Origin of the sequence: Planomicrobium sp. CPCC 101079, assembly GCF_007859275.1 — a bacterium.
Lineage (GTDB): Bacteria > Bacillota > Bacilli > Bacillales_A > Planococcaceae > Planococcus.
On the sequence record NZ_VOHC01000011.1, the window covers coordinates 176,929 to 199,457 of the forward strand.

Genomic DNA, 22,529 nt, shown 5'->3' on the forward strand with positions numbered 1-22,529 from the left:
TATTTTAGAAAGCTACTCCTGAGTGCAGCTAATCCCTGCCGTACAGCCGCGTTAAGGCATCTATGAGAGACACGGATTGTACATCCGTGTAATTAGGGTGGTACCGCGAATCGATAGCCTTCGTCCCTTGCGCAAGCAAGGGGTGGAGGCTATTTTTTATTGCCGCCCAGATTACACAAGAAATCGCCTTAATTTTATAAAGGAGGAAAAAACATGAAAACCATGAAGACGATGAAAGCAGCTGACATCAGAAAAATGTACTTGGATTTCTTTAAGGAAAAAGGCCACGATCAAGAGCCGAGCGCGCCGCTTGTGCCATTCGAAGATCCGTCTTTGCTATGGATCAATAGCGGGGTTGCAACATTGAAAAAATACTTTGACGGGCGCATCATCCCGGATAATCCGCGCATTGTCAACGCGCAAAAATCGATCCGTACGAACGACATCGAAAATGTCGGGAAAACGGCGCGACACCATACATTTTTTGAAATGCTCGGGAATTTCTCAATCGGTGAATACTTCAAAAAAGAAGCGATCCACTGGGCTTGGGAATTCTTGACGGATGATAAATGGATCGGCTTTGATCCTGAAAAACTTTCCGTGACAATCCATCCGGAAGATGAGGAAGCGTACGATATCTGGCTGAACGAAGTCGGCATTCCGGCTGAACGCATTATCCGCCTTGAAGGGAACTTCTGGGATATCGGAGAAGGGCCAAGCGGGCCGAACTCGGAAATTTTCTATGACCGCGGCGAAAGCTATGGCAATGATATGAATGACCCGGAACTTTATCCGGGTGGAGAAAATGACCGCTACTTGGAAATCTGGAATTTGGTATTTTCCCAGTTCAACCACAATCCGGACCATACGTACACGCCGCTGCCGAAGCAAAACATTGATACGGGAATGGGACTCGAACGCATTACTTCGGTAGTCCAAGACGTACCGACCAACTATGATACGGATCTGTTCATGCCGATCATTGAGAAAACAGAAGCAATTTCAGGCAAAAAATACGGCCAAGACACAGAAGCCGACATGGCATTCAAAGTAATTGCTGACCATGTCCGCACGGTGGCATTTGCAATCGGAGACGGAGCGCTTCCATCAAATGAAGGCCGTGGTTATGTCTTGCGCCGGCTATTGCGGCGTGCTGTCCGTTTCGCGAAGAAGTTAGGCATCGAAAAGCCATTCATGTACGAATTGGTTCCTGTTGTCGGCGAAATTATGGTTGACTTCTATCCAGAAGTGAAAGACAAACAGGATTTCATCATTCGCGTGATGAAACTTGAAGAAGAACGTTTCCACGAAACACTTCACGATGGATTGGAAATCTTGTCGCAAGTTGCAGCACAACAAAAAGAAGCCGGCAAGACGGAAATTCCGGGGGAAGATGCTTTCCGCCTGTACGACACATATGGATTCCCGATTGAATTAACAGAAGAATATGCTGAAGATGAAGGCATGAGCGTCGACTACGCAGGATTTGAAGCGGCGATGGAAGCTCAGCGCGACCGTGCTAGAAGCGCACGGCAAAACGTCAACTCCATGCAAAGCCAATCGGAAGTGCTTGGCAATATCAAAGAGCCGAGCAAATTTGTCGGCTACAGCAATACGGTGGCAAACGCACAAGTTGTTGTCATTATCAAAGACGGCGAACTGGCGGACAGCGCACAAGAAGGCGAAGAAGTGCAAGTTATTTTGGATCAGACGCCATTTTATGCTGAAAGCGGCGGACAAATTGCCGACCGGGGAATTCTGTCAAATGATTTGGTCCAAGCGACAGTACTTGACGTCAAAAAAGCGCCGAATGGCCAAAACCTGCATTCTGTCCGTGTAGAATCAGGCGAATTGACGAAAACTGCAGTGCATGCCCAAGTAGATGCTTCAGAACGCCGCCATACGGTAAAGAACCATACTGCGACCCACCTTTTGCATCAAGCGTTGAAAGACGTACTAGGAACGCATGTGAACCAAGCAGGATCGTATGTCGGCCCTGACCGTCTGCGTTTTGACTTCTCGCATTTCGGCGGTGTAACAAAAGAAGAGCTTGAGCAAATCGAACAAATCGTCAATGAAAAAGTTTGGAGCGGCATTCCGGTCCAAACCGGCTACCATAATTTGCAGGAAGCAAAAGATATGGGCGCGATGGCATTGTTCGGTGAAAAGTACGGCGATATCGTCCGTGTTGTGGAAATCGGCGATTATTCGTTGGAATTGTGCGGCGGCGTCCATGTCGGCAGCACTGCTGAAATCGGCTTGTTCAAAATCGTCTCTGAAAGCGGCATCGGCGCCGGCATTCGCCGCATCGAAGCTGTAACAGGCAAAGGCGCGTATGAAAACTTTAAAGACAGCGAACAGACGCTCGAACAAGCTGCTGGCCTATTAAAATCGTCACCTAAGGATTTAGTTCAAAAAGTCCAGTCGTTCCAGCAGGAAATGAAAGGCTTACAGCGTGAGAATGAATCGCTGATGGCGAAAATCTCTAATGCCCAGTCTGGGGAGATTATGGAAAAAGCACGCCAAGTGGGCGACGTTACTGTTCTGTCAGCGAAAGTTGAAGCGAAAGATAACAACCAGCTGCGACAGATGATGGATGATCTGAAGCAGAAATTCGAGAAAGCGGTCCTTGTGCTAGGTGCGACAGACGGTGAAAAAGTCATGCTGGTAGCGGGCGTTACAAAAGATTTGGTTGGCGGGAACTATCATGCTGGCCAAATCGTCAAACATGTGGCAGAGCAATGTGGAGGCAAAGGCGGCGGCCGGCCGGACATGGCAATGGCAGGTGCTAAAAACCCAGAAAAACTGGATGAAGCCCTTGAATCGGTCTACACTTTGCTTAAATAAGTTTTATAAATGCCGGCAATCGTATATAATGAAAGTCAAGGTAGCGGGAACTTTTTCTCCTAGCTAAATCAGAAAGCGAGGTGCTTGTCGTGAGTTCATTTGACAAAACTATGAAGTTCAATTCGCCTGATGAATCAATGCAGCAAGAAGTGAAACAGGTGATGCTTCAAGTTCATGCTTCACTGGAAGAGAAAGGCTACAATCCGATCAATCAAATTGTCGGATATTTACTATCAGGTGATCCGGCTTATATTCCTCGCCATCAAGATGCGCGAAATATGATTCGCAAACTGGAACGGGATGAAATTCTCGAAGAGCTTGTGAAATTTTATATCAAAAAGAATAATGAGGAATAAACATGCGAACAATGGGACTTGATGTCGGTTCGAAAACGATTGGTGTTGCAATCAGCGATGCACTTGGCTGGACCGCCCAAGGCATCGAAACCGTCAAAATTAACGAAGCGGCAGAAGAATACGGATTTGAGCGCCTCGGTGAGTTGATTAAGCAATACGAAGTCACTGAAGTGGTTGTTGGTTATCCGAAAAACATGAATAATAGCATCGGCCCACGAGCTGAAGCATCCGAAAAGTTTGCAGCTTTGCTGAAAGAATTGTATGCTATACCGGTAGTCTTATGGGATGAACGTCTTACAACGTCTGCCGCAGAAAAGATGTTGATCTCGGCGGATGTCAGCCGTAAGAACCGCAAAAAAGTGATTGACAAGATGGCAGCAGTCATGATCTTGCAAGGCTATCTTGATTTTAAAAAATGATGAGGTGACGCAAATGGAACACGGACAAGAACACATTACAGTCGTTGATGAAAACGGCAACGAGCAACTATTTGAGGTATTGTTTACATTTGATTCGGAGGAATTCGGAAAGTCTTATGTATTGTACTTCCCAGTCGGTGCTGAAGAAGACGACGAAGGCGAAATCGAAATTCATGCATCTTCCTTCACTGAAACTGCAGATGCTGATTCTGCTGTAGGCGGCGGAGAACTTAAACCAGTTGAAACTGACGAAGAATGGGACATGATCGAAGAAATGCTGAACACGTTCCTTGATGAAGAAGAAGAAAACGAAGAAGTCTGATCGAATGATCGGAAGAGGGACGGAATTGAAATTTAATTCCGTCTTTTTCTTTTGTGCTGATTTCTTGTATACTTGTAAATGAAAAGCTAAGGGGGGGAACCCGTGGAAAATCAATCGAAAAGAGAGATCATGTTGGAGCGGATGAAAGAAAAAAAACAAGAGGTGAGGGTCGTCCGGCGTATTGTCTTTGTCATTGCACTCATCTTACTTCTTATTATCGGCATTGCCGGCTTCCGTACCTACCAATTTGTTTCCGGAGCATTAAAGCCGGTGGACCCGGATTCAGAGGAAGTCGTCGACATTACTGTACCGATCGGTTCTAGTTTGGACAGCATTTCTGAATTGCTGGAAGAAAATGGCTTAGTAAAAGACGCACGTGTCTATAAGTATTATGTGAAGTTTAACAACCAGGCTGAATTTCAAGCCGGCGATTACGGTTTAAGGCCGTCCATGACGCTTGACGAAATTACGGAAAGCTTAAAAACCGGCAAAGTTTATCGTGAACCTCTGTTCAATATCACTTTCCCTGAAGGTTTGACAATTGAAGAGATTGCTGAAAACGTCATTGCCCAAAAAACCAAATTCACAGCAGAAGAATTTCTCGAAAAAATGAAGGATAAAGCGTATATCGAAGAGTTGATGGCTGAACATCCGGAATTGCTGACAGACGAAATATTGGCTGAAGACATCCGCTATCCGCTTGAAGGCTATCTGTTCCCGGCAACTTATCCGTTCTACGAAGAAGATCCTTCGTTGACGTTGATCATCGAACAGATGCTGGATGCTACAGAGTCAAATGTGCTGCAATACAAAACGGTGTTGGATGAAATGGATAAATCTCCGCATTGGCTGTTGACGTTCGCTTCGCTGCTTGAGGAAGAAGCGACTGCCCAATCGGATCGCCAAACGATTGCCAGTGTTTTCTACAACCGCCTAGAAAAAGATATGCCTTTGCAGACGGATCCGACTGTCATTTATGCGATGGGTGAGCATAAAGACCGGCTTTTCAACAAGGATTATGAATTTGAACATCCATACAGCACTTATCAGAACAAAGGCTTGCCGCCTGGGCCGATTGCCTCCGCTGGTTTATCGTCCATTCAGGCTGTTATCGACCCGGCTGATACCGAGTACGAATATTTCCTGGCCGACTCTGAAGGCAAGAACCATTTTGCTAAAACGTACGAAGAACATTTAGCCAACCAAGACAAGTACATTGGAAATTAATCCACTAAGAGAAGGATGCGGCGACGCTTTCCTTCTTCTTTTTGAATTAAATTTTGTTTTATGTTATGATGGGGTGTAATTTTTGTAATGGTGAAAAGGAGCTTTTTGCATGACGAATGAGCACATAACAACAACATTGCAATCGATCAAAGCTTATGCGGAACAGCACCATGTGCCCATCATGGAAGACCAGGGCATCGACTCTCTTCTGCAATTATTGCGTGACCAACAACCGAAAACGGTATTGGAAATTGGAGCTGCCATCGGCTTTTCTGCCATAAAAGTGGCAGAGGCTTTGCCGGACTGCCATATTGACACGATTGAACGGGACGATGAGCGATTCGATAAAGCGGTAGAATTTATTAAAAAAGCCGGGCTGGACAATCAAATCCGGATTTTTCACGCAGATGCGCTTGAATTCGAGCTGAAAGAGTTGGGCCCTTCCTATGACGCCATTTTCATCGATGCTGCAAAAGGCCAGTACGACCGCTTTTTTGAAAAGTACGGACTGCTGCTGGCGGAGGGTGGCATTTTGTATTGCGATAACATGAAAATGCATGGCTTGGCAGAACAGGAAATTTCCGAAGTGCCGAAACGGAAACGGACGATGATCCGGAATATCAAGCAATTTAGAGAAAAAATGATGGCCCATCCCGACTTTGATACAAGCTTATTATCAGCTGGAGATGGCATCATGGTGTGCAAGAAGAAATAAGTGTAAAAATATAGAAGCATGCAAGGAGCTTGGGAAATGTCTAAAAATCGCCCTGTCGTAATCGGAATTGCAGGTGGCTCGGGTTCAGGGAAAACGAGTGTCACGAATTCCATCTATGAAGTATTCAAAGAAAATTCAGTAGTGGTCATTGAACAAGATTATTACTACAAAGATCAAAGCCATTTGGCTTTTGAAGAGCGCCTGAAAACAAATTATGACCATCCGCTTGCATTTGATACTGATTTGCTCATTGAACATATCAATAGTTTGCTGGAGCGCAAGCCGATTGAAAAGCCGGTTTACAATTACGCACTGCATACGCGTTCGGAAGAAACAGTAGGCATTGAACCGAAAGACGTAATCATTCTTGAAGGTATTTTGGTTCTGGATGATATCCGCCTCCGCGAATTGATGGACATTAAGCTGTTTGTCGATACGGATGCCGATTTGCGCATCATCCGCCGTTTGCTGCGTGATATTAACGAGCGCGGACGGACCATCGATTCGGTCATTGACCAATATTTGAAAGTTGTCCGCCCGATGCACAATCAATTTATCGAGCCGACAAAGAGATATGCAGATGTTATCATTCCTGAAGGCGGCCAAAATCAAGTTGCAATCGATTTAATGGTTACAAAAATTAAAACAATTCTTGAATAGAATGGTTTATTATAATATGATGATACGAGACTGACGGATATTACTACCTATCTAGAGTCAGCAGTTGAAGGAGTGGGGAAAATGGCAAACGAAAAACAATTTCCAATGACAGCTGCAGGAAAGCAGAAATTGGAAGATGAACTAGACTTCTTAAAAACTGTAAAACGAAAAGAAGTCGTTGAACGCATTAAAGTCGCTCGCAGTTTCGGAGATTTATCCGAGAACTCCGAGTATGATTCCGCAAAAGAAGATCAGGCATTTGTGGAGGGACGCATCGCCCAGTTAGAATCGATGATCCGCAATGCTGTAATCATAACTGAAGATGAAACCAATAAAGATATCGTTCGTTTAGGGACAACTGTAACTTTTGTAGAAATTCCAAGCGGCGACGAAGAATCATACACAATTGTAGGATCAGCTGAAGCGGACCCTCTAGAAGGACGCATTTCGAACGATTCGCCAATCGCGAAAAGCATGATTGGCCGCACAATTGGCGAAAACGTCAAGGTGCTGACACCAGGCGGGGAAATGGAAATTAAAATCGTTTCAATCTCCTGATTTGAATGGCCATTCTTTTGAGAATGGCTATTTTTATTAAACAGCCTTAAAAATGAAACATTCTTTGTGTCAAAACGTCAAATTTGTTACATAGAATTATGGTAAAATAATTTGAAGAGGAGGCAATTGAATGTCAAATAACGAACCATCACGTTACCCTTCTCGTTTGAAAAAGAAGAAAAACCGATCGAATGCTATTTTAAATGGCATGATCGGCTTAGTTTTTGTATTGATTCTGATAACTGGCGCTTTTATATTCCTGGGCAACAATAAAGAAAATGCGCAGGAGCTGGAAACGGTTCAAATAACGACGGAATCTGATGAACAAGCGAGCGAAGAGGATAGCGGTACAGAAGAGGCAGACGCTGAAAAAGAAGCAACTGATCCCGAACAAGAACAGCCGGAAAGTGCTTCAGAAGAATCCGAAGAAGAAAATGCCGTTGAAAATGACGAAAATGAAGCGGATAAAAATTCTGAAACAGAACAAAAAGAAGGCACGGTAATCGGGGGAACCATCACGAGTAAAGCATCAAACGATCCGATTGTAGAAGAAACGGTCATCAATACAAGCTGGGAGCCTGTCAAGACTTCCCAAAAAGGCGACCACGTTTCAGTCTATGAAAAAGACTCAGTGGACTGGAAAGAAAAAGTGTCGGCTATTTCTTACGCTACTGGCCTGCAAGAAGATAATATGTATATCATGAGAATACAAAACGGCGGCGGCCCTCAAAAATCGATCGGCGTGGTCCAATCAAAAGACCAACAGGAAAAATACCGGGTGTATTTGGAATGGGTAGATGGCAAGGGCTGGAAACCGGTCAAAATGGACATTTTGAACACGCTGGAAGGCGCCTATTAACAACGGGCGTCTTTTTTTACGGAATAACCCTAGAGGAAGGATGAGCAGTATGAAAATCGGCGTAATTGGTGCAATGGAAGAGGAAGTTGAATTAATGAGAGCAAGTCTTGACGGAGTGGAGACAACGGAGATTGCAAATTGTGAATTTACTTCCGGTACATACAAAGGGCAGGAAGTGGTGCTGTTAAAGAGCGGAATCGGCAAAGTCAACGCTGCATTATCAACAACGCTTCTTTTGCATCATTTTAAACCAGATGTAGTTATCAATACCGGTTCTGCCGGCGGTTTTGACGCCAGCCTGGAAGTCGGCGCCGTAGTCATTTCCGATGAAGTGCGCCACCACGATGTGGATGTGACGGTTTTTGGCTATGAGATGGGCCAAGTGCCGCAAATGCCGGCCGCTTTCCAGTCGGATCAGTCGCTAATCGACTTGGCAGTGGAAGCGGTAGAAGAACTTGGGGAGCATCCGTACGCAGTTGGATTAATCGCAACCGGTGATTCCTTTATGAACGATCCAGAGCGTGTAGCAAAAGTACGCGAAGCGTTTCCGGCAATGAAAGCATCCGAGATGGAAGCGGCAGCTGTGGCTCAAGTATGCCATCAGTTCGGCGTGCCATTTGTTGTGATTCGTGCCTTGTCTGATATCGCTGGAAAAGAATCCAACGTATCGTTTGAAGAGTTTTTGCCGGTAGCTGCCAAACATTCTACTGAAATTGTCCATAGCGTCATCGAACGCCTTTCAAAGAAGGCTTAATTTTAAGAAACTGTAGATGCACAGGCATGCAAAAAAGCTGCGGGCGTTTGACACGCCCGCAGCTTTTTTAAATTTTTCTCAACGTAAAAGTGCTCACCATCAGTAATGAACAGATAATGAATAGGAACATGTAAAATACGGGCGGCAATACGGACAGCCCAAAAAATGACAAAGTGACGACGGTTCCGGCAGCAGTGATAGGCAGCCCTGTAAAATATCCGTTTGACTCGGAAATATTAAAACGGGCGAGGCGAAAAGCCCCACTTGCTATGTAGAAGACCGTAAAAACCATTCCGGTTATTCCGAAATCCCTTAAAACCAATTCGTAAAGCAAAATGGCGGGAGCCACTCCAAACGAAATAATATCGCTCATCGAATCCAGTTGTTTGCCGAGCTCCGATTCCTGATTGAACTTCCTTGCGACGATTCCGTCAAAACGATCCAGAAAAGCTGCGACAAAAATGAATAGCACACTGTAGCTAAAAGATCCATTCAACGCTGCCATTACCGAGGCGCCGCCGAATCCCATATTGCCGATAGTCAGGATGTTGGCGGATTGGGACCTGATTTTTTTAACTGTGTGATCCATCCGTTCTATAAATAACAATGGAAAACACTCCTTTTTTGTCAACTTATTCTGTTCATTATACTGTGTAAGCCGAAAAAATGGTAGACTAATTTAAGCAATGGAGGTGTTTGAGTGAAGAAAAAGTTATATCAAAGAACAATTGAGTTAACCAATGGACCTATAACTTCAAAAATGATTCGCCAATTCGCGCAGTCCAACAAAAGCCGCTGGATGATTCCCAATTACATTAAGACCTATAAAATATCGGTAGATGACGTTGAAAATTCATTATCTTCTTTCCCTTCACTCCATGAATTTTTCATCCGCAAGCTCAAAGATGAAAGCCGTCCAATAGCGGATGCTCCGATTGTCTCTCCAGTAGACGGGAAAATTGAAATAGCAGGGGATTTGCACGACAGCATCCGGTTCCTCGTGAAAAATCAGCATTATTCCTTGACGGATTTGCTGGGTGATCCTGATTTGTCCAAATCCTATAAAAACGGGAAATACATTGTTCTATACCTGTCCCCGGCCGACTACCACCGGATCCATAGTCCGGCTGAAGGGAATGTGAAGAAACAATACGTTCTCGGCAAAAAATCTTATCCTGTCAATCAGGCGGGGTTGAGGTATGGCAAATCCCCGCTCAGCGGAAATTACCGTATGATTTCCGAGCTGGAGACTGAGTTCGGCCGCATGCTTGTCGTAAAAGTCGGTGCAATGTTTATCAACTCGATTGAATTGACCAACTTGAAAAAGAATTGGAGAAAAGGCGAGGAAGTCGGTTATTTTAGCTTCGGATCGACGGTCGTTCTATTTTTTGAAGAAAGCGCCATCTCATTTGATGAAAAAGTAAGCGCCGGCAATGCCATCAAGGTGGGAGAAGCACTGGCAAATATGCTATAATCTATTGAATGAAGTTCGTAAAAACGGGAGTGGTTTGCAATGATGAAAAATTTTATACCAAGCCAGTTCGTTAAAAAAGTGTCGGATATTACGCCAGAATCGCTGCTGGAAAAAAATATCAAAGGCATTATTACCGATTTGGACAATACACTTGTGGAATGGGACCGGCCAGAAGCCACTCCGCTGCTGATCGAGTGGCTGAAGTCGATGAAAGATGCAGGGATTCAAGTGGTCATTGTGTCGAACAACAATGAAATGCGGGTCAAATCTTTTGCCGACCCTCTGGGCATTCCTTTTATCCATCAAGCGAGAAAACCGATGGGCCGGGCATTCCGGAGAGCACTGAAAATCATGGAAGCGAAAAAGGAAAATGTCGTGGTCATCGGCGACCAGATGCTGACCGATATTTTCGGCGGCAATTTGAACAAACTTCATACAATTTTGGTTGTGCCAGTCGCTCAAAGCGACGGTTTTTTTACACGCATCAACCGGGTTGTTGAACGCAGAATCATGAAGCGATTAAAAGAAAAAGGGCAATTAATGTGGGAGGAAGAAAATTGAGCGAAATACCAACTTGTATCGGATGCGGGGCACAAATCCAAACGGACCGCCCTGGAGAACCAGGCTATGCGCCGCAGTCTTCATTAAATAAAGAAGAAATCATTTGCCAGCGCTGTTTCCGGTTGAAAAACTACAACGAATTGCAGCCGGTATCACTTACCGATGACGATTTCCTGCGTATATTGAACGGGCTCGGTGAACGCAAAGGGCTTATCGTTAAAATCGTGGACATTTTCGATTTCAACGGCAGCTGGCTGCCGGGGCTTCACCGCTTTGTCGGCGGGAATGATATATTGCTGATCGGAAATAAAGCCGATCTTTTGCCAAAATCAGTAAAACAGCATAAACTGATCAATTGGATGAAACAAGAAGCGAAGAAACTGGGCTTGAAGCCGGTTGACGTGCTGCTGGTCAGTGCACAAAAAGGGACGGGAATTACAGAAGCAATGGAAGCGATCGACCAATACCGCCAAGGTGAAGACGTTTATGTGGTCGGCTGTACGAATGTCGGGAAATCGACGTTTATCAACCGGGTGATCAAACAAGCCACTGGCCAATCGGATATTATTACAACATCTCATTTTCCGGGCACGACTCTTGATATGATTGAAATTCCGTTGGATGATGAGCGTTCTCTTTATGATACGCCAGGAATTATTAATCACCATCAATTGGCGCACCATCTGCATACTGCCGATTTGAAGATGATTATGCCGAAAAAAGAAATCAAACCGCGGGTGTTTCAATTAAATCCGGAACAGACCTTGTTTATTGGCGGGCTTGCGCGTTTTGATTTTGTTCAAGGAGACCGGTCCTCATTTACCGTGCACGTTGCAAACGATCTGCCGATCCACCGGACCAAACTTGAAAACGCTGATGCCTTGTATGAACAGCATTTCGGCGATATGCTCGCTCCGCCTTCCGCTGAGTTCAAAGAGGATTATCCTGAACTTGTGCGCCATGAATTCCGGGTGAAAGACAGCAAAACAGACATTGTCTTTTCAGGGCTGGGCTGGATTACGGTACAGCACCCGAATGTCGTTGTTGCAGCTTATGCCCCTAAGGGCGTAGAAGTACTGCTTAGACCGTCACTAATATAGGAGGGGTCAAATGAAGAAGTGGTATGCGGTGATCGGTGATCCGATTGCCCACTCCTTATCGCCATACATGCACGAAACATGGTTCAAAGAGAACGGAGTCGATGCGGCATATATTCCCGTCCGAGTCGAACCGGCAGATTTGGAAAAAGCGTTTTTGGCTTTAAGAACGCTGGGTGTCAGCGGGTTTAATATTACGCTGCCGCACAAAGAGTCGATTTTGCCGATGTTGGACCGTTTAGATGAGACCGCTGCTGTCATGGGGGCAGTGAACACGGTGGTATTTGACGGAAAACAGTATGCTGGTTTTAACACAGATGGCGATGGATTTGTGCAATCCTTGTTTGCGGCAGCTGTCGACTTGGATGTAAAAGTGCTGGTCATCGGAGCGGGAGGAGCGGCGCGCGGCATTGCATTTGCTTTGAAACGCGCCGGTTTTGCCGATATTGTCATTGCCAATCGGACAGTCGAGCGGGCAGAAGAACTGGCTCAGGATATTGACGGCTCTGCATTGACGTTGCAACAAGCGGAAAACGGGTTGGGGGAATTTGGGATAATCATTCAAACTACTTCTGTAGGTTTGTCGAAAGACCAGGCTTTGCCAATTTCCTTAGAAAATATAAAGCCCGGTTCTATTGCGGCGGACATCATTTATAATCCGATGGAAACGCCTTTTTTGCTGAAAGCGAAAGAACAAGGCTGCATTACGATAAACGGTATCGGCATGTTTGTTTACCAAGGGGCAATTGCCTTCGAAAAATGGACAGGCATCAAGCCGGATACGGAAAAAATGATGGAATTGATCACGAACAAACTAGGAGGACAATATGTTAACAAGTAAACAAAAAAGCTTTTTGCGAAGCGAAGCGCATCACATTGACCCGATTTTTCAGGTAGGGAAAGGCGGAGTCAGCGGCACAATGCTGCGCCAAATAGAAGAAGCGCTGGAAAAACGCGAATTGATCAAAATCAGCATTCTACAAAATAACGAAGACGATAAAAATGAAGTGGCGAAAGCATTGGCTGAAGGCACTTTCGCGGAATTGGTTCAATTGATCGGCCACACGGTCATTTTGTACAAACCATCTGTCAACAACAAACGAATCGAGTTGCCGAGAGCAAAATGAGGAAAGTCGGGATTTTAGGCGGAACATTCAATCCACCTCATCTCGGCCACCTGATTATGGCCAATGAAGCGCTGCACGCCATGGATTTGGATGAAGTTCGTTTCATGCCCAATTTTATTGCGCCTCATAAGGAAGTTAGCGGAGCCGATGCCGGGCAGCGCCTTGAAATGACGCGTTTGGCAATTTCCGGCTCAGCCCAATTCCAGGTCGAAGATTTTGAGATCAAGCACGGAGGAGTATCGTATACATTCGACACGATGGCGAGAATGATCGAAAAAGAACCGGGAACTGAATTTTATTTTATTATAGGCGGCGATATGGTGGACGGCTTGGGCTCTTGGTACCGGATTGATGAGTTGATCAAGATGGTGCGATTTATCGGCATCAAGCGGCCCGGTTATGAAAGCAGTCCGGAACTTCCGGTGGCAATGATCGATTCTCCGGAAATCCACTTGTCGTCCTCGATGCTTCGGAACCGCCTCGCCAAAAATCAAACGGTAGCTTTTTTAGTGCCGGAAAAAGTGGAAGCCTATATTCGAAAGGAGCAATTGTATGGATCAAAGCGCAATGCTTCAGAAAGTGAAGAATCGACTTCCCGAAAAACGCTTTAACCATGTAGTAGGTGTTTTAGGAACGGCGACTGAGCTTGCACGGAAATTCGGTGTTTCAGAACCGAAAGCGCAAGTGGCGGCCATTTTGCATGATGTGGCCAAATTTGCGGACCGGGAATGGATGAAGTCCATTATCATCAAACAGAAAATGGACCCGCTATTGCTCGAATTTCATTCCGAATTATGGCATGCCCCGGTCGGCGCGTATGTGGCCGCTTACGAATTTGGAGTCCAAGACGAAGATGTTTTAAACGCGATCCGCTATCATACGACTGGGCGGGCGGATATGTCGGATTTGGAGAAAGTGATTTATATTGCCGATCTCGTGGAACCTGGCCGCAAATTCTCAGGTGTTGAAGAATTGCGTCAATTAAAAGAACAAGGATTAGATGTTATGATGGAAGCAAGCATCAAACATACCATCGACTTTCTAACATCAAAAAATCAGCCGGTTTATCCGGATTCACTGAAGTGCTATGAACACTTCGTGCAACAGAAAGGGAACGTGAAAGAATGACAAAAGAAACTTTATTGCAAACCGCTTATAATGCTGCAGAAGATAAAAAAGCCGAGGATATTGTCGTGTTGAATATGGCAGGAATCTCTCTTTTGGCGGATTATTTCATTATCTGCAGCGGAAATTCCGATCGCCAAGTGCAAGCCATCGCAAAAGAATTGATCGACAAATCGAATGAATCCGGCAATCCGGTCAAAAGCGTAGAAGGATTTGACGCTGCTCGTTGGATTTTGATCGACATGGGCGATGTTGTAGCCCACGTCTTCCATAAAGACGAACGTTCTTATTACAACCTCGAGCGCCTTTGGAGAGAAGCGCCGACAATGGAAATATGAAATACGGAAAGTTTGCATCGGTCTACGATGGGCTGATGGAAGACATTCCATACGAAAAGTATGTCGAGTGGGTCGCCTCCCATCTGCAAGCCGGATCCATATTGGACCTGGCTTGCGGTACCGGCACGCTATCTCAGCTTTTCGGCGAAATGGGGTTTCAAGTCACAGCAAGCGACCTGTCGGAAGAAATGCTGACAATGGCCAACCAGCGGTTTCAAGAGTCAGGTCTTCAAATACCGACCCTGCAATTGTCGATGGATAATTTGGAAGGTTTATCAGGTTTTGATGCTGTGACGATCGCTATTGATTCACTGAATTATTTAGAGACGGAAAAACAAGTCCAGCAGACGTTCAGCGAAGTTTATGAAGCGCTGAATCAAGGCGGGCATTTTTTCTTTGATGTCCATTCGACATACAAAGTGGATACGGTATATATGGACAGCCCCTTTTTTTTGGATGATGAAGACGTTGCTTATATTTGGCATACCGAAGCGGGCGATTATCCGCATAGCGTCATCCACGATATCACGTTTTTCGTCCGGCAAAACCAGCACTTCGAACGCTTTGAAGAAACCCACGAACAGCGGACGCATCCTGTTGCTGTCTACAGAAAGTGGCTGGAAGATGCCGGCTTTCAGGTGGAATCGGTGACCGCCGATTGGACTGGGGATGAACCGGACGCCAAAAGCCAACGGATCTTTTTCCACGCTGTAAAATAAACCTTTTCAAAAAGAAGGCAATTTGTATATAATTGGGATAGCTTCTCTCTAATTGCCTTCTGAAGAAAAGGGGAATTTCCATTGAACTTTTCTCAGTTTCAGAACAAGATTGGATGGCTGCTGATCCCAACAGTTGCCATAATGTTAATAACCATCTATTTTTTATTTCCTCAAGAAAAAACGGAAGCCGTTCCGGAAGCATCTTTTGATTTGATTGAAGCTGAACCCCCTCAGCAGACAGAACCCCCAAAACCGGTTGAAGAAACCCCAGAACACCTAATGGTCGACGTAAAAGGCCAAGTCGCTTCACCAGGCGTCTTTAAACTTCCTGTTGGTTCGCGCATGCAAGATGCGATCGAAGCTGCAGGCGGTTTTTTGCCGACCGCGGATGACCGTGCCATTAACTTGGCGATGAAAGTGCAAGATGAAATGAGCGTATATGTACCGGAAGTCGGCGAAGCGGCGGCACCTGCAAACAGTTCGCCAACAGCAGCAGCAGGAGACTCGCTCGTCAATTTAAATACGGCCACTGAGGAAGAGCTGATGACGCTGCCTGGCATCGGGCCTTCAAAAGCTGCTGCCATCATTGCCTACCGGAAGGATGCTGGCAGTTTTCAAAAAGTGGAGGATTTGAAGGAAGTTGCCGGCATTGGCGATAAGACGTTCGAGAAGCTTGCTGAGCTGATTAAAGTCAACTAACGTTGATGGAGATGCCTGATCTACCGGCAGACTCTACAAGTAGTTGGTTGACGAAAAATCTGCCTCTGCTAAACTTATTTTATACACACCATCAGGAGGCAATTAGATGAAGCGAATAACTTGGGACCAATTTTTCATGGCGCAAAGCCATTTATTAGCGTTAAGAAGCACATGTACACGGCTTTCGGTTGGAGCGACGATTGTACGGGACCGCCGCATTATGGCGGGGGGCTATAATGGCTCGATATCAGGCGGCGACCATTGCATCGACAAAGGCTGCTACGTTGTGGACGGCCACTGCGTCAGAACGATCCACGCAGAAATGAACGCCTTGTTGCAATGCGCCAAATACGGCATCAGCGTAGGCGGAGCCGATATGTATGTCAGCCATTTCCCTTGTTTGCCATGCACAAAATCAATCATCCAGTCTGGAATTTCCCGCCTTTACTATGCTGCGGATTATAAAAATCATGCTTACGCAATTGAACTTCTGGAGCAGGCAGGTGTAGAAGTGGTCCAAGTACCGTTTGATGAACGGAAAATCGACTTTTTGAGTGTCGAAAAAACGGCTCTGTACATGGAATTGCTTGAAAAATTGCGTGAAAAAGGCGGCAGTGATGAAGAATTGGCCTATTACAATGAGCGGGTGAAGCAATTATTCGGAGAAGTCGAAGTGTAACGAGCCAGTTTTTTCTTTATATCGCAGTGGCAGGGGCCATTGCCACACATGCAGCGCATGAAACACCGAAGTTACTCGTGTTCATGGCGCTGCTTTTTTGTTGGATGCTATGGAAAAAAGAAGTGCCGATGAGTTTTATTATAATTTTGCTGTTTTCACTAACGGCATATATGATTCAGGACGTGCGGGCACAGGACAGTTTCAACTATTCGAAAGCGTTTTCCGGCCATTTAAAATTTGATAGCAATTACACGGTGGACGGAGACGGATTGCGCGGCTTTGCGCAAATCGAAGGGGGGCCGATTGTTTACGCGACTTACCGCATTAAGACGGCGGAAGAAAAAGAAGCGCTCGAAGCCATTCTATATAAGTCGACAATACGTGTTAGCGGCTTGTTTGAAGAGCCATCACCGCCGCCGCATCGATACGCATTTGATATGGGAAATTACGTGAAAAAGAATGGAGCTTCTAAAATACTGGCCATTGAATCCGTCAAAGGTGCAAAAGAAGATCAGACTATCTCCAGTAAATTGAATAGCCAACGCGAGAAAATCAAACAACACATCAGAAAGACGTTTCCAGACGGCCTCATAGCCGAAGCGGAAGCGCTGATTGTCGGGGAACAAGAAAAAATGACGTCGGAGGAGCAGCAAATATATCAAACATTGGGGATCACCCATTTGTTTGCGATTTCGGGTTTGCATGTGGAGATTGTGGCAGGGGGGATTTACTTCCTGCTCATTCGCCTCCATCTAAGAAAAGAATCCGTTTTGCTGTTGATGCTATTTGTGTTGCCGCTGTATGCTGTGCTAGCGGGCGGAGCTCCTTCCGTCTGGCGGTCAGTCGCGATGGCATCCGCGATCCTACTGTGTCGGCTTCTTGGAGTTAAAATGCCGATTGCAGAAATTTTATTAATCAGTTTTACTGTTTCCCTTTTTTGGAATCCGTATGGTTTTTATAATATCGGTTTTCAATTGTCATATGGCGCAACGTTTGCCATCATTTATTCGCTTTCTTTTTTGGCTAAGCAAACTTCAGTGCTGAAAACGGGTTTTTTTATTACTTGTATTTCTCAATTGACTTTGTATCCGCTTTTGCTGTTTCATTTTTATGAACTTTCGCTCTCTGCATTCGTGGTCAATAGCTTGTTTGTTCCGCTTTATACACTAGTGATATTGCCGCTTAATTTCTTTTTGCTCGTTGCGACGTTCGTGTTTCAGCCTTTGGCAGAGGGAGCTTTTGCCGTTTATGAACCATTGAGGGAGATAGTCGGAAACGCAATGAAATGGCTTGCTGCGCTTCCGTGTCAAATGTGGAACCCCGGAAAGCCGAGCCTTGGCGGCGCTGCATTGCTGATGGTCAGCGTCTTGGTTTTTTACAGTATGGCAGAACGGGGCTTCAAGTGGCGGCAACTTTTGATCGTGTTGGTGCCGGCTGTCGGCTTCAGCCTGCTGCCATATGCAGATTCGGGATTGAAAGTGACTTTTTTGGATGTCGGGCAAGGAGATAGTGCACTGATTGAACTGCCGCACCGTAAAGGCGTATACCTGATTGATAGCGGCGGCTTGCTGCGCTTTGAGCAAAAAGAGTTCCAGCAGCGCAGCCGCCCGTATGAAATCGGCAGGCAAGTGGTAGCCCCTTATTTGAAGGGCCGTGGGATATCGGAAATCGATGCTTTCGTTTTATCGCATGCGGATGCCGACCATGCAGAAGGTGCAGAGGAAATTTTTCAGTTGTTCAGCATCCAAGAACTTCATCTGTCACCGGGCTCAGCAGATACAGCTTTGATGAAAGAGTTGCTCCCTTATACAACAGAGGCGGACATCCGGTTTCCAGGAAGAGGTTCAGCGTGGCAACTAGGCAGCGTTAAGTTCACCTATATAGCTCCAAGCGATGCCACCTATGAAGGAAATAACGATTCACTGGTGTTGTTGATGGAAAATGGAACATTCCGAGTGTTGTTTACTGGGGATCTTGAAGCAGACGGAGAACAGGAATTGGTGGAGCGATACAGCGCTGCATTAAAGGATATCACTGTGCTGAAAGTCGGCCACCACGGCAGCAAGACTTCAAGCAGCGAAACGTTCCTGTCTGCTGTCAGCCCGGCGCTGTCGGTTTTCTCAGCCGGCCGGGGCAATCGTTACGGCCATCCGAGCCAAGAAGTGGTGGAGCGGTTTGAACAATTGCAGCTTGGCACCTTGAATACGGCGGAAAGTGGTACGATCGAGATTACTGTGAAAAACGGAAAAGCTTCCGTACAAACGATGCGGTAAACGAAAAAAGGTTCCGGCATATGCCGGAACCTTTTTATTAGCTTGCTATAAAATCTACCACTACTGCGATTACGAAGATAGCTGCAAAGAAACCGAATGATACAACAAAGCCCATTCCGGCGTCTATTGCGTCGTTGCGTTTCGATTGGACATTCTGTTCAAATTCATTCATTTGTACCCCTCCTAATTCCTTCTCATTATAAGCGAATCGGAAGGAAAAATCTAGGTTCAACTCGTTTAAAAGAGGGGATTTTCAGGTTCGTCACAAATATGTCAAATACCATTTTCGGCCGAAATCCGCTATAGTAGTAATGGGGGGTGCGCAATATGATCACATCAATCTGGAAAGCGATTCGCAGCGGACAAATAGACCCTGTATACCTCGCGGTAGGGACAGAAAGTTATTTTATCGAGAAAACAGTGGATTTGTTGAAAAATAAATTAACGGACGGCGAATTGGAATTGTCCATTTTCGACCTGGACGAAGTGCCGGTTGACCGGATCATTGAGGAAGCGGATACCATTCCGTTTTTCAGCGACCGCAAACTGATCATCGCGAAAAATGCATCTTTTTTAAAAGCAGCTGAGCGAGGGAAAGAAAAAATCGACCATGATCTTAAAATGCTGGAAGCGTGGCTGGAACATCCGCCTTCCAGCAGCGTCACAATTTTTGTGGCGCCATACGAGAAGTTGGACGAACGTAAGAAAGTCACCAAGCTGATGAAACAAAAAGCGGTGCTTGTGGAAGCGAAAGCGTTGCAAGCCCAAGATTTGGAAGTTTGGCTAGACCATGAGGCACGAAATTTCGGCAAACGCATCAGAAAAGATGCGGCTCAGACATTAGTGGAGATGGCAGGCACCAATTTGACGCTATTGTCGTCGGAAATTGAAAAAATGTCGCTGTATTTGGGATCTGGAGATGAAGAGATTACAGTTGGGCTGGTCAAGGACATGACTGCCCGGACCCTTGAGCAAGATGCCTTTAAAATGCTGCAGTCGTATTTAGATGGGGATATTAGCGGAGCCCTTTTGGTGTATTACGATTTGCTGCGGCAAAAAGAAGAGCCTGTGGCACTTACAGCGCTTTTGGCCTCCCAGATCCGTTTCATGGTTCATGTGTTTTACTTGCAGAAAAAAGGCTACCATGCCCAACAGATTTCCAAACAGTTGAAAGCTCATCCGTACCGCGTCAAACTGCTGGTGGAAAAGCGCCAGCAAATTCCGGAAAAGCGGCTTTTGGAAGTGCTGGGCGATTTAGCGGACATCGATCTGCAATTGAAAACGGTGAGCGGCAACAGAGAACGCATATTGGAATTCTTTTTGATGAAACGCAACGAACGAAAAAATGCCGGTCCCAATTAAGGGACCGGCATTTTGTGCTTTACGCTTGTTTTTTCATCAAACGAGATTTTTTGCGAGCTGCAGTGTTTTTGTGGATAAGCCCTTTAGAAGCCGCTTTTTCCACTTGTTTGATTGCCGCTTTTACTGAATCAGTTGCGTTTTCGTCTTTGTTAAGAAGAGCTTGCTCAGCTTTTTTAACAGCAGAACGCATAGTTGATCTCACGTGTGAGTTTTGAGCGTTTTTTGTTTCGTTCGTGCGTACACGTTTGATAGCAGATTTAATGTTTGGCATGTATTTCACCTCCTAGACAAATAGGAACAGAGACGGAGCCGCCTCGTATCTTTTATGTCTCTATACAACATGAGTTATTTTATCAAATCGCGGAACGGAATGCAATAGTTACGTGCAAAGAAGTTTGCCTTGACAGTGAAATGATTTCAACAGCCTTTCATTGCTCAATATCCGTTACACTGCTATAATTCATAGTAGTTTGTATAGGAGTGAAGAAAATGAATCATGAGGAACGATTAGCAAGGCAAAGCAAAATTCGCAACTTTTCCATCATTGCCCACATTGACCATGGAAAATCGACGCTTGCCGACCGGATACTAGAGAAAACGGAAGCTTTGACTTCCCGGGAAATGAAAGCCCAATCTTTGGATTCCATGGATTTGGAGCGCGAACGCGGCATAACTATTAAATTGAATGCTGTTCAATTGAATTATAAAGCGAAAGACGGAGAAACGTACATCATGCATTTGATTGATACCCCGGGGCATGTCGACTTCACTTATGAAGTTTCACGAAGCCTTGCGGCATGTGAAGGCGCTGTACTCGTCGTCGACGCTGCACAAGGGATTGAAGCCCAGACATTGGCGAACGTATATTTGGCGTTAGACAATGAACTGGAAATCTTGCCGGTCATTAATAAAATCGATTTGCCGGCTGCCGATCCAGAACGGGTCCGCGGAGAAATCGAGGAAGTCATTGGCCTTGATGCTTCGGAAGCCGTCCTTGCTTCTGCAAAAGCGGGCATCGGCATCGAAGAAATTCTTGAACAGATCGTCGAGAAAGTGCCGGCTCCGACCGGTGACCCAAGTGCGCCATTGAAAGCATTGATCTTCGATTCGCTTTACGATCCATATCGGGGCGTTGTCGCTTATATCCGGATTGTAGAGGGAACAGTAAAACCTGGAGACCGCATTCGGATGATGGCATCCGGCAAAGAATTTGAAGTGATCGAAGCGGGAGTTTTTACACCGCATACGTCATTGCGCAAAGAATTGACCGTCGGCGATGTTGGTTTCCTGACGGCAGCAATTAAAAACGTGGGGGATTCGACTGTCGGAGATACCATTACTCTTGCGAACAACCCGGCACAAGAAGCACTTCCTGGCTACCGCCGCTTGAATCCAATGGTGTATTGCGGGCTGTATCCCATCGATACTTCGAAATACAACGACCTTCGTGATGCCCTTGAAAAATTGGAGTTGAATGATGCGGCACTTCAATTCGAGCCTGAATCTTCACAAGCACTCGGCTTCGGCTACCGCTGTGGTTTCCTTGGTTTGCTTCACATGGAAATCATCCAGGAACGCATTGAGCGCGAATTCAATATCGATTTGATCACGACTGCGCCAAGTGTAATTTACGATGTGCATATGACTGACGGCGAAATTCTTAAAGTCGACAACCCGGCAATGATGCCGGATGCGCAAAAAATAGATACAGTAGAAGAACCTTACGTCAAAGCGACAGTTATGGTGCCAAATGATTATGTTGGAGCGGTCATGGAAATTTGCCAGAAAAAACGCGGCAACTTCATGACAATGGATTATATTGACGCAACTCGTGTCAGTATCGTTTATGAATTGCCGCTTGCAGAAATTGTCTACGACTTTTTTGACCAATTGAAATCAGGGACAAAAGGCTACGCGTCTTTCGACTATGAATTGATCGGCTATAAAGAATCCAAACTTGTGAAGATGGACATTCTCCTGAACGGCGAACAAGTGGATGCATTAAGCTTTATCGTTCACCGTGACTTTTCATATGAACGCGGAAAGGTCATTGTCGACAAATTGAAGACATTGATTCCGCGCCAGCAGTTTGAAGTGCCGATCCAAGCCGCTATCGGCCAAAAAATCGTCGCACGCCAAACGATCAGCGCGATGCGCAAAAACGTCTTGGCCAAATGTTACGGCGGGGACATTTCCCGTAAACGAAAACTATTGGACAAGCAAAAAGAAGGTAAAAAACGCATGAAGCAAGTCGGTTCTGTTGAAGTTCCGCAAGAAGCATTCATGGCCATCCTGAAAATGGACGACCAATCAAAATAAACAAAAAAAGGAGGCCGGATTCTGCGCCTCCTTTTCCTA

General features: G+C 45.6%; 27 protein-coding genes and 1 other annotated feature (1 of these 28 running past the window's edge). Of the genes, 24 read left to right on the forward strand and 3 right to left on the reverse strand.

Features of this window, described 5'->3' with window-relative positions:
- Positions 1–131, forward strand: a binding site (T-box leader); it begins 79 nt to the left of the window's first position.
- A 91-nt stretch (positions 132–222) separates the two neighbouring features.
- From alaS to mtnN, 10 genes are all read left to right on the forward strand, one after another.
- The gene (gene alaS, locus FQV28_RS05325) at positions 223–2,847 is read left to right on the forward strand and encodes an alanine--tRNA ligase (protein WP_146494959.1); all 2,625 of its coding nucleotides are present in this window, start codon (positions 223–225) and stop codon (positions 2,845–2,847) included.
- Between the two features lie 89 nt (positions 2,848–2,936).
- Positions 2,937–3,203: an IreB family regulatory phosphoprotein gene (locus FQV28_RS05330; protein WP_146494533.1), complete on the forward strand. Its 267-nt coding sequence runs from the start codon at positions 2,937–2,939 to the stop codon at positions 3,201–3,203.
- Positions 3,204–3,205: 2 nt separating this feature from the next.
- On the forward strand, positions 3,206–3,622 hold the full coding sequence (ruvX, locus tag FQV28_RS05335) for a Holliday junction resolvase RuvX (protein ID WP_146494534.1): 417 nt from the start codon (positions 3,206–3,208) through the stop codon (positions 3,620–3,622).
- Between the two features lie 13 nt (positions 3,623–3,635).
- On the forward strand, positions 3,636–3,944 hold the full coding sequence (locus tag FQV28_RS05340; protein ID WP_146494535.1) for a DUF1292 domain-containing protein: 309 nt from the start codon (positions 3,636–3,638) through the stop codon (positions 3,942–3,944).
- A gap of 102 nt (positions 3,945–4,046) precedes the next feature.
- A complete protein-coding gene (mltG, locus tag FQV28_RS05345; RefSeq protein WP_146494536.1) occupies positions 4,047–5,171 on the forward strand; it encodes an endolytic transglycosylase MltG in 1,125 nt (374 codons plus the stop codon).
- Between the two features lie 109 nt (positions 5,172–5,280).
- Complete coding sequence (locus tag FQV28_RS05350) at positions 5,281–5,886, forward strand: O-methyltransferase (protein ID WP_146494537.1); 606 nt, start codon at positions 5,281–5,283, stop codon at positions 5,884–5,886.
- Between the two features lie 36 nt (positions 5,887–5,922).
- Positions 5,923–6,546, forward strand: coding sequence for a uridine kinase (gene udk / locus FQV28_RS05355; protein ID WP_146494538.1), 624 nt, complete (start codon positions 5,923–5,925; stop codon positions 6,544–6,546).
- Positions 6,547–6,627: 81 nt separating this feature from the next.
- A complete protein-coding gene (gene greA, locus FQV28_RS05360) occupies positions 6,628–7,104 on the forward strand; it encodes a transcription elongation factor GreA (protein WP_146494539.1) in 477 nt (158 codons plus the stop codon).
- A 130-nt stretch (positions 7,105–7,234) separates the two neighbouring features.
- Entirely contained in the window at positions 7,235–7,963 is a 729-nt protein-coding gene (locus FQV28_RS05365) for a YrrS family protein (RefSeq protein WP_146494540.1), read from the forward strand.
- A 49-nt stretch (positions 7,964–8,012) separates the two neighbouring features.
- Positions 8,013–8,717 (forward strand): 5'-methylthioadenosine/S-adenosylhomocysteine nucleosidase, encoded by a 705-nt coding sequence (mtnN, locus tag FQV28_RS05370; RefSeq protein WP_146494541.1) that lies wholly within the window; start codon positions 8,013–8,015, stop codon positions 8,715–8,717.
- Between the two features lie 67 nt (positions 8,718–8,784).
- On the opposite strand, the gene pssA is transcribed toward mtnN, so the two are convergent.
- The gene (gene pssA, locus FQV28_RS05375) at positions 8,785–9,324 is read right to left on the reverse strand and encodes a CDP-diacylglycerol--serine O-phosphatidyltransferase (RefSeq protein ID WP_146494542.1); all 540 of its coding nucleotides are present in this window, start codon (positions 9,322–9,324) and stop codon (positions 8,785–8,787) included.
- Positions 9,325–9,417: 93 nt separating this feature from the next.
- On the opposite strand from pssA, the gene FQV28_RS05380 reads away from it, so the two are divergent.
- From FQV28_RS05380 to FQV28_RS05435, 12 genes are all read left to right on the forward strand, one after another.
- Positions 9,418–10,191 (forward strand): phosphatidylserine decarboxylase, encoded by a 774-nt coding sequence (locus FQV28_RS05380; protein ID WP_146494543.1) that lies wholly within the window; start codon positions 9,418–9,420, stop codon positions 10,189–10,191.
- A gap of 39 nt (positions 10,192–10,230) precedes the next feature.
- Positions 10,231–10,752, forward strand: a complete 522-nt coding sequence (locus FQV28_RS05385; RefSeq protein WP_146494544.1) for a YqeG family HAD IIIA-type phosphatase — start codon at positions 10,231–10,233, stop codon at positions 10,750–10,752.
- Positions 10,749–11,852, forward strand: a complete 1,104-nt coding sequence (gene yqeH, locus FQV28_RS05390; protein WP_146494545.1) for a ribosome biogenesis GTPase YqeH — start codon at positions 10,749–10,751, stop codon at positions 11,850–11,852. The genes FQV28_RS05385 and yqeH overlap by 4 nt, the downstream gene beginning before the upstream one ends.
- A 10-nt stretch (positions 11,853–11,862) precedes the next feature.
- A complete protein-coding gene (gene aroE, locus FQV28_RS05395) occupies positions 11,863–12,690 on the forward strand; it encodes a shikimate dehydrogenase (protein WP_146494546.1) in 828 nt (275 codons plus the stop codon).
- Entirely contained in the window at positions 12,677–12,976 is a 300-nt protein-coding gene (gene yhbY, locus FQV28_RS05400; RefSeq protein ID WP_146494547.1) for a ribosome assembly RNA-binding protein YhbY, read from the forward strand. The genes aroE and yhbY overlap by 14 nt, the downstream gene beginning before the upstream one ends.
- Positions 12,973–13,587, forward strand: coding sequence for a nicotinate-nucleotide adenylyltransferase (locus FQV28_RS05405; protein WP_146494548.1), 615 nt, complete (start codon positions 12,973–12,975; stop codon positions 13,585–13,587). Before yhbY ends, FQV28_RS05405 begins: the two co-directional genes overlap by 4 nt.
- The gene (gene yqeK, locus FQV28_RS05410; protein WP_146494549.1) at positions 13,529–14,104 is read left to right on the forward strand and encodes a bis(5'-nucleosyl)-tetraphosphatase (symmetrical) YqeK; all 576 of its coding nucleotides are present in this window, start codon (positions 13,529–13,531) and stop codon (positions 14,102–14,104) included. The genes FQV28_RS05405 and yqeK overlap by 59 nt, the downstream gene beginning before the upstream one ends.
- Positions 14,101–14,439 carry a ribosome silencing factor gene (gene rsfS / locus FQV28_RS05415; RefSeq protein WP_146494550.1) on the forward strand — a complete coding sequence of 113 codons (339 nt, stop codon included), beginning with the start codon at positions 14,101–14,103 and terminating at the stop codon, positions 14,437–14,439. The genes yqeK and rsfS overlap by 4 nt, the downstream gene beginning before the upstream one ends.
- Entirely contained in the window at positions 14,436–15,158 is a 723-nt protein-coding gene (locus FQV28_RS05420) for a class I SAM-dependent DNA methyltransferase (RefSeq protein WP_146494551.1), read from the forward strand. Before rsfS ends, FQV28_RS05420 begins: the two co-directional genes overlap by 4 nt.
- Before the next feature lie 81 nt (positions 15,159–15,239).
- Complete coding sequence (locus FQV28_RS05425; RefSeq protein WP_255472813.1) at positions 15,240–15,857, forward strand: helix-hairpin-helix domain-containing protein; 618 nt, start codon at positions 15,240–15,242, stop codon at positions 15,855–15,857.
- A gap of 106 nt (positions 15,858–15,963) precedes the next feature.
- The gene (locus tag FQV28_RS05430; RefSeq protein ID WP_146494552.1) at positions 15,964–16,536 is read left to right on the forward strand and encodes a ComE operon protein 2; all 573 of its coding nucleotides are present in this window, start codon (positions 15,964–15,966) and stop codon (positions 16,534–16,536) included.
- A gap of 128 nt (positions 16,537–16,664) precedes the next feature.
- Positions 16,665–18,809: a DNA internalization-related competence protein ComEC/Rec2 gene (locus tag FQV28_RS05435; RefSeq protein WP_255472814.1), complete on the forward strand. Its 2,145-nt coding sequence runs from the start codon at positions 16,665–16,667 to the stop codon at positions 18,807–18,809.
- A 37-nt stretch (positions 18,810–18,846) separates the two neighbouring features.
- Here the strand turns inward: FQV28_RS05435 and FQV28_RS05440 are convergent, their stop codons facing one another.
- Entirely contained in the window at positions 18,847–18,981 is a 135-nt protein-coding gene (locus tag FQV28_RS05440; protein WP_146494554.1) for a YqzM family protein, read from the reverse strand.
- 155 nt (positions 18,982–19,136) lie between these two features.
- On the opposite strand from FQV28_RS05440, the gene holA reads away from it, so the two are divergent.
- The gene (gene holA, locus FQV28_RS05445; protein WP_146494555.1) at positions 19,137–20,171 is read left to right on the forward strand and encodes a DNA polymerase III subunit delta; all 1,035 of its coding nucleotides are present in this window, start codon (positions 19,137–19,139) and stop codon (positions 20,169–20,171) included.
- A gap of 19 nt (positions 20,172–20,190) precedes the next feature.
- Here the strand turns inward: holA and rpsT are convergent, their stop codons facing one another.
- Entirely contained in the window at positions 20,191–20,442 is a 252-nt protein-coding gene (gene rpsT / locus FQV28_RS05450; RefSeq protein ID WP_146494556.1) for a 30S ribosomal protein S20, read from the reverse strand.
- Positions 20,443–20,660: 218 nt separating this feature from the next.
- Here rpsT and lepA point away from each other — a divergent pair, with 218 nt between their 5' ends.
- The gene (gene lepA / locus FQV28_RS05455) at positions 20,661–22,490 is read left to right on the forward strand and encodes a translation elongation factor 4 (protein WP_146494557.1); all 1,830 of its coding nucleotides are present in this window, start codon (positions 20,661–20,663) and stop codon (positions 22,488–22,490) included.
- Positions 22,491–22,529: the final 39 nt, after the last annotated feature.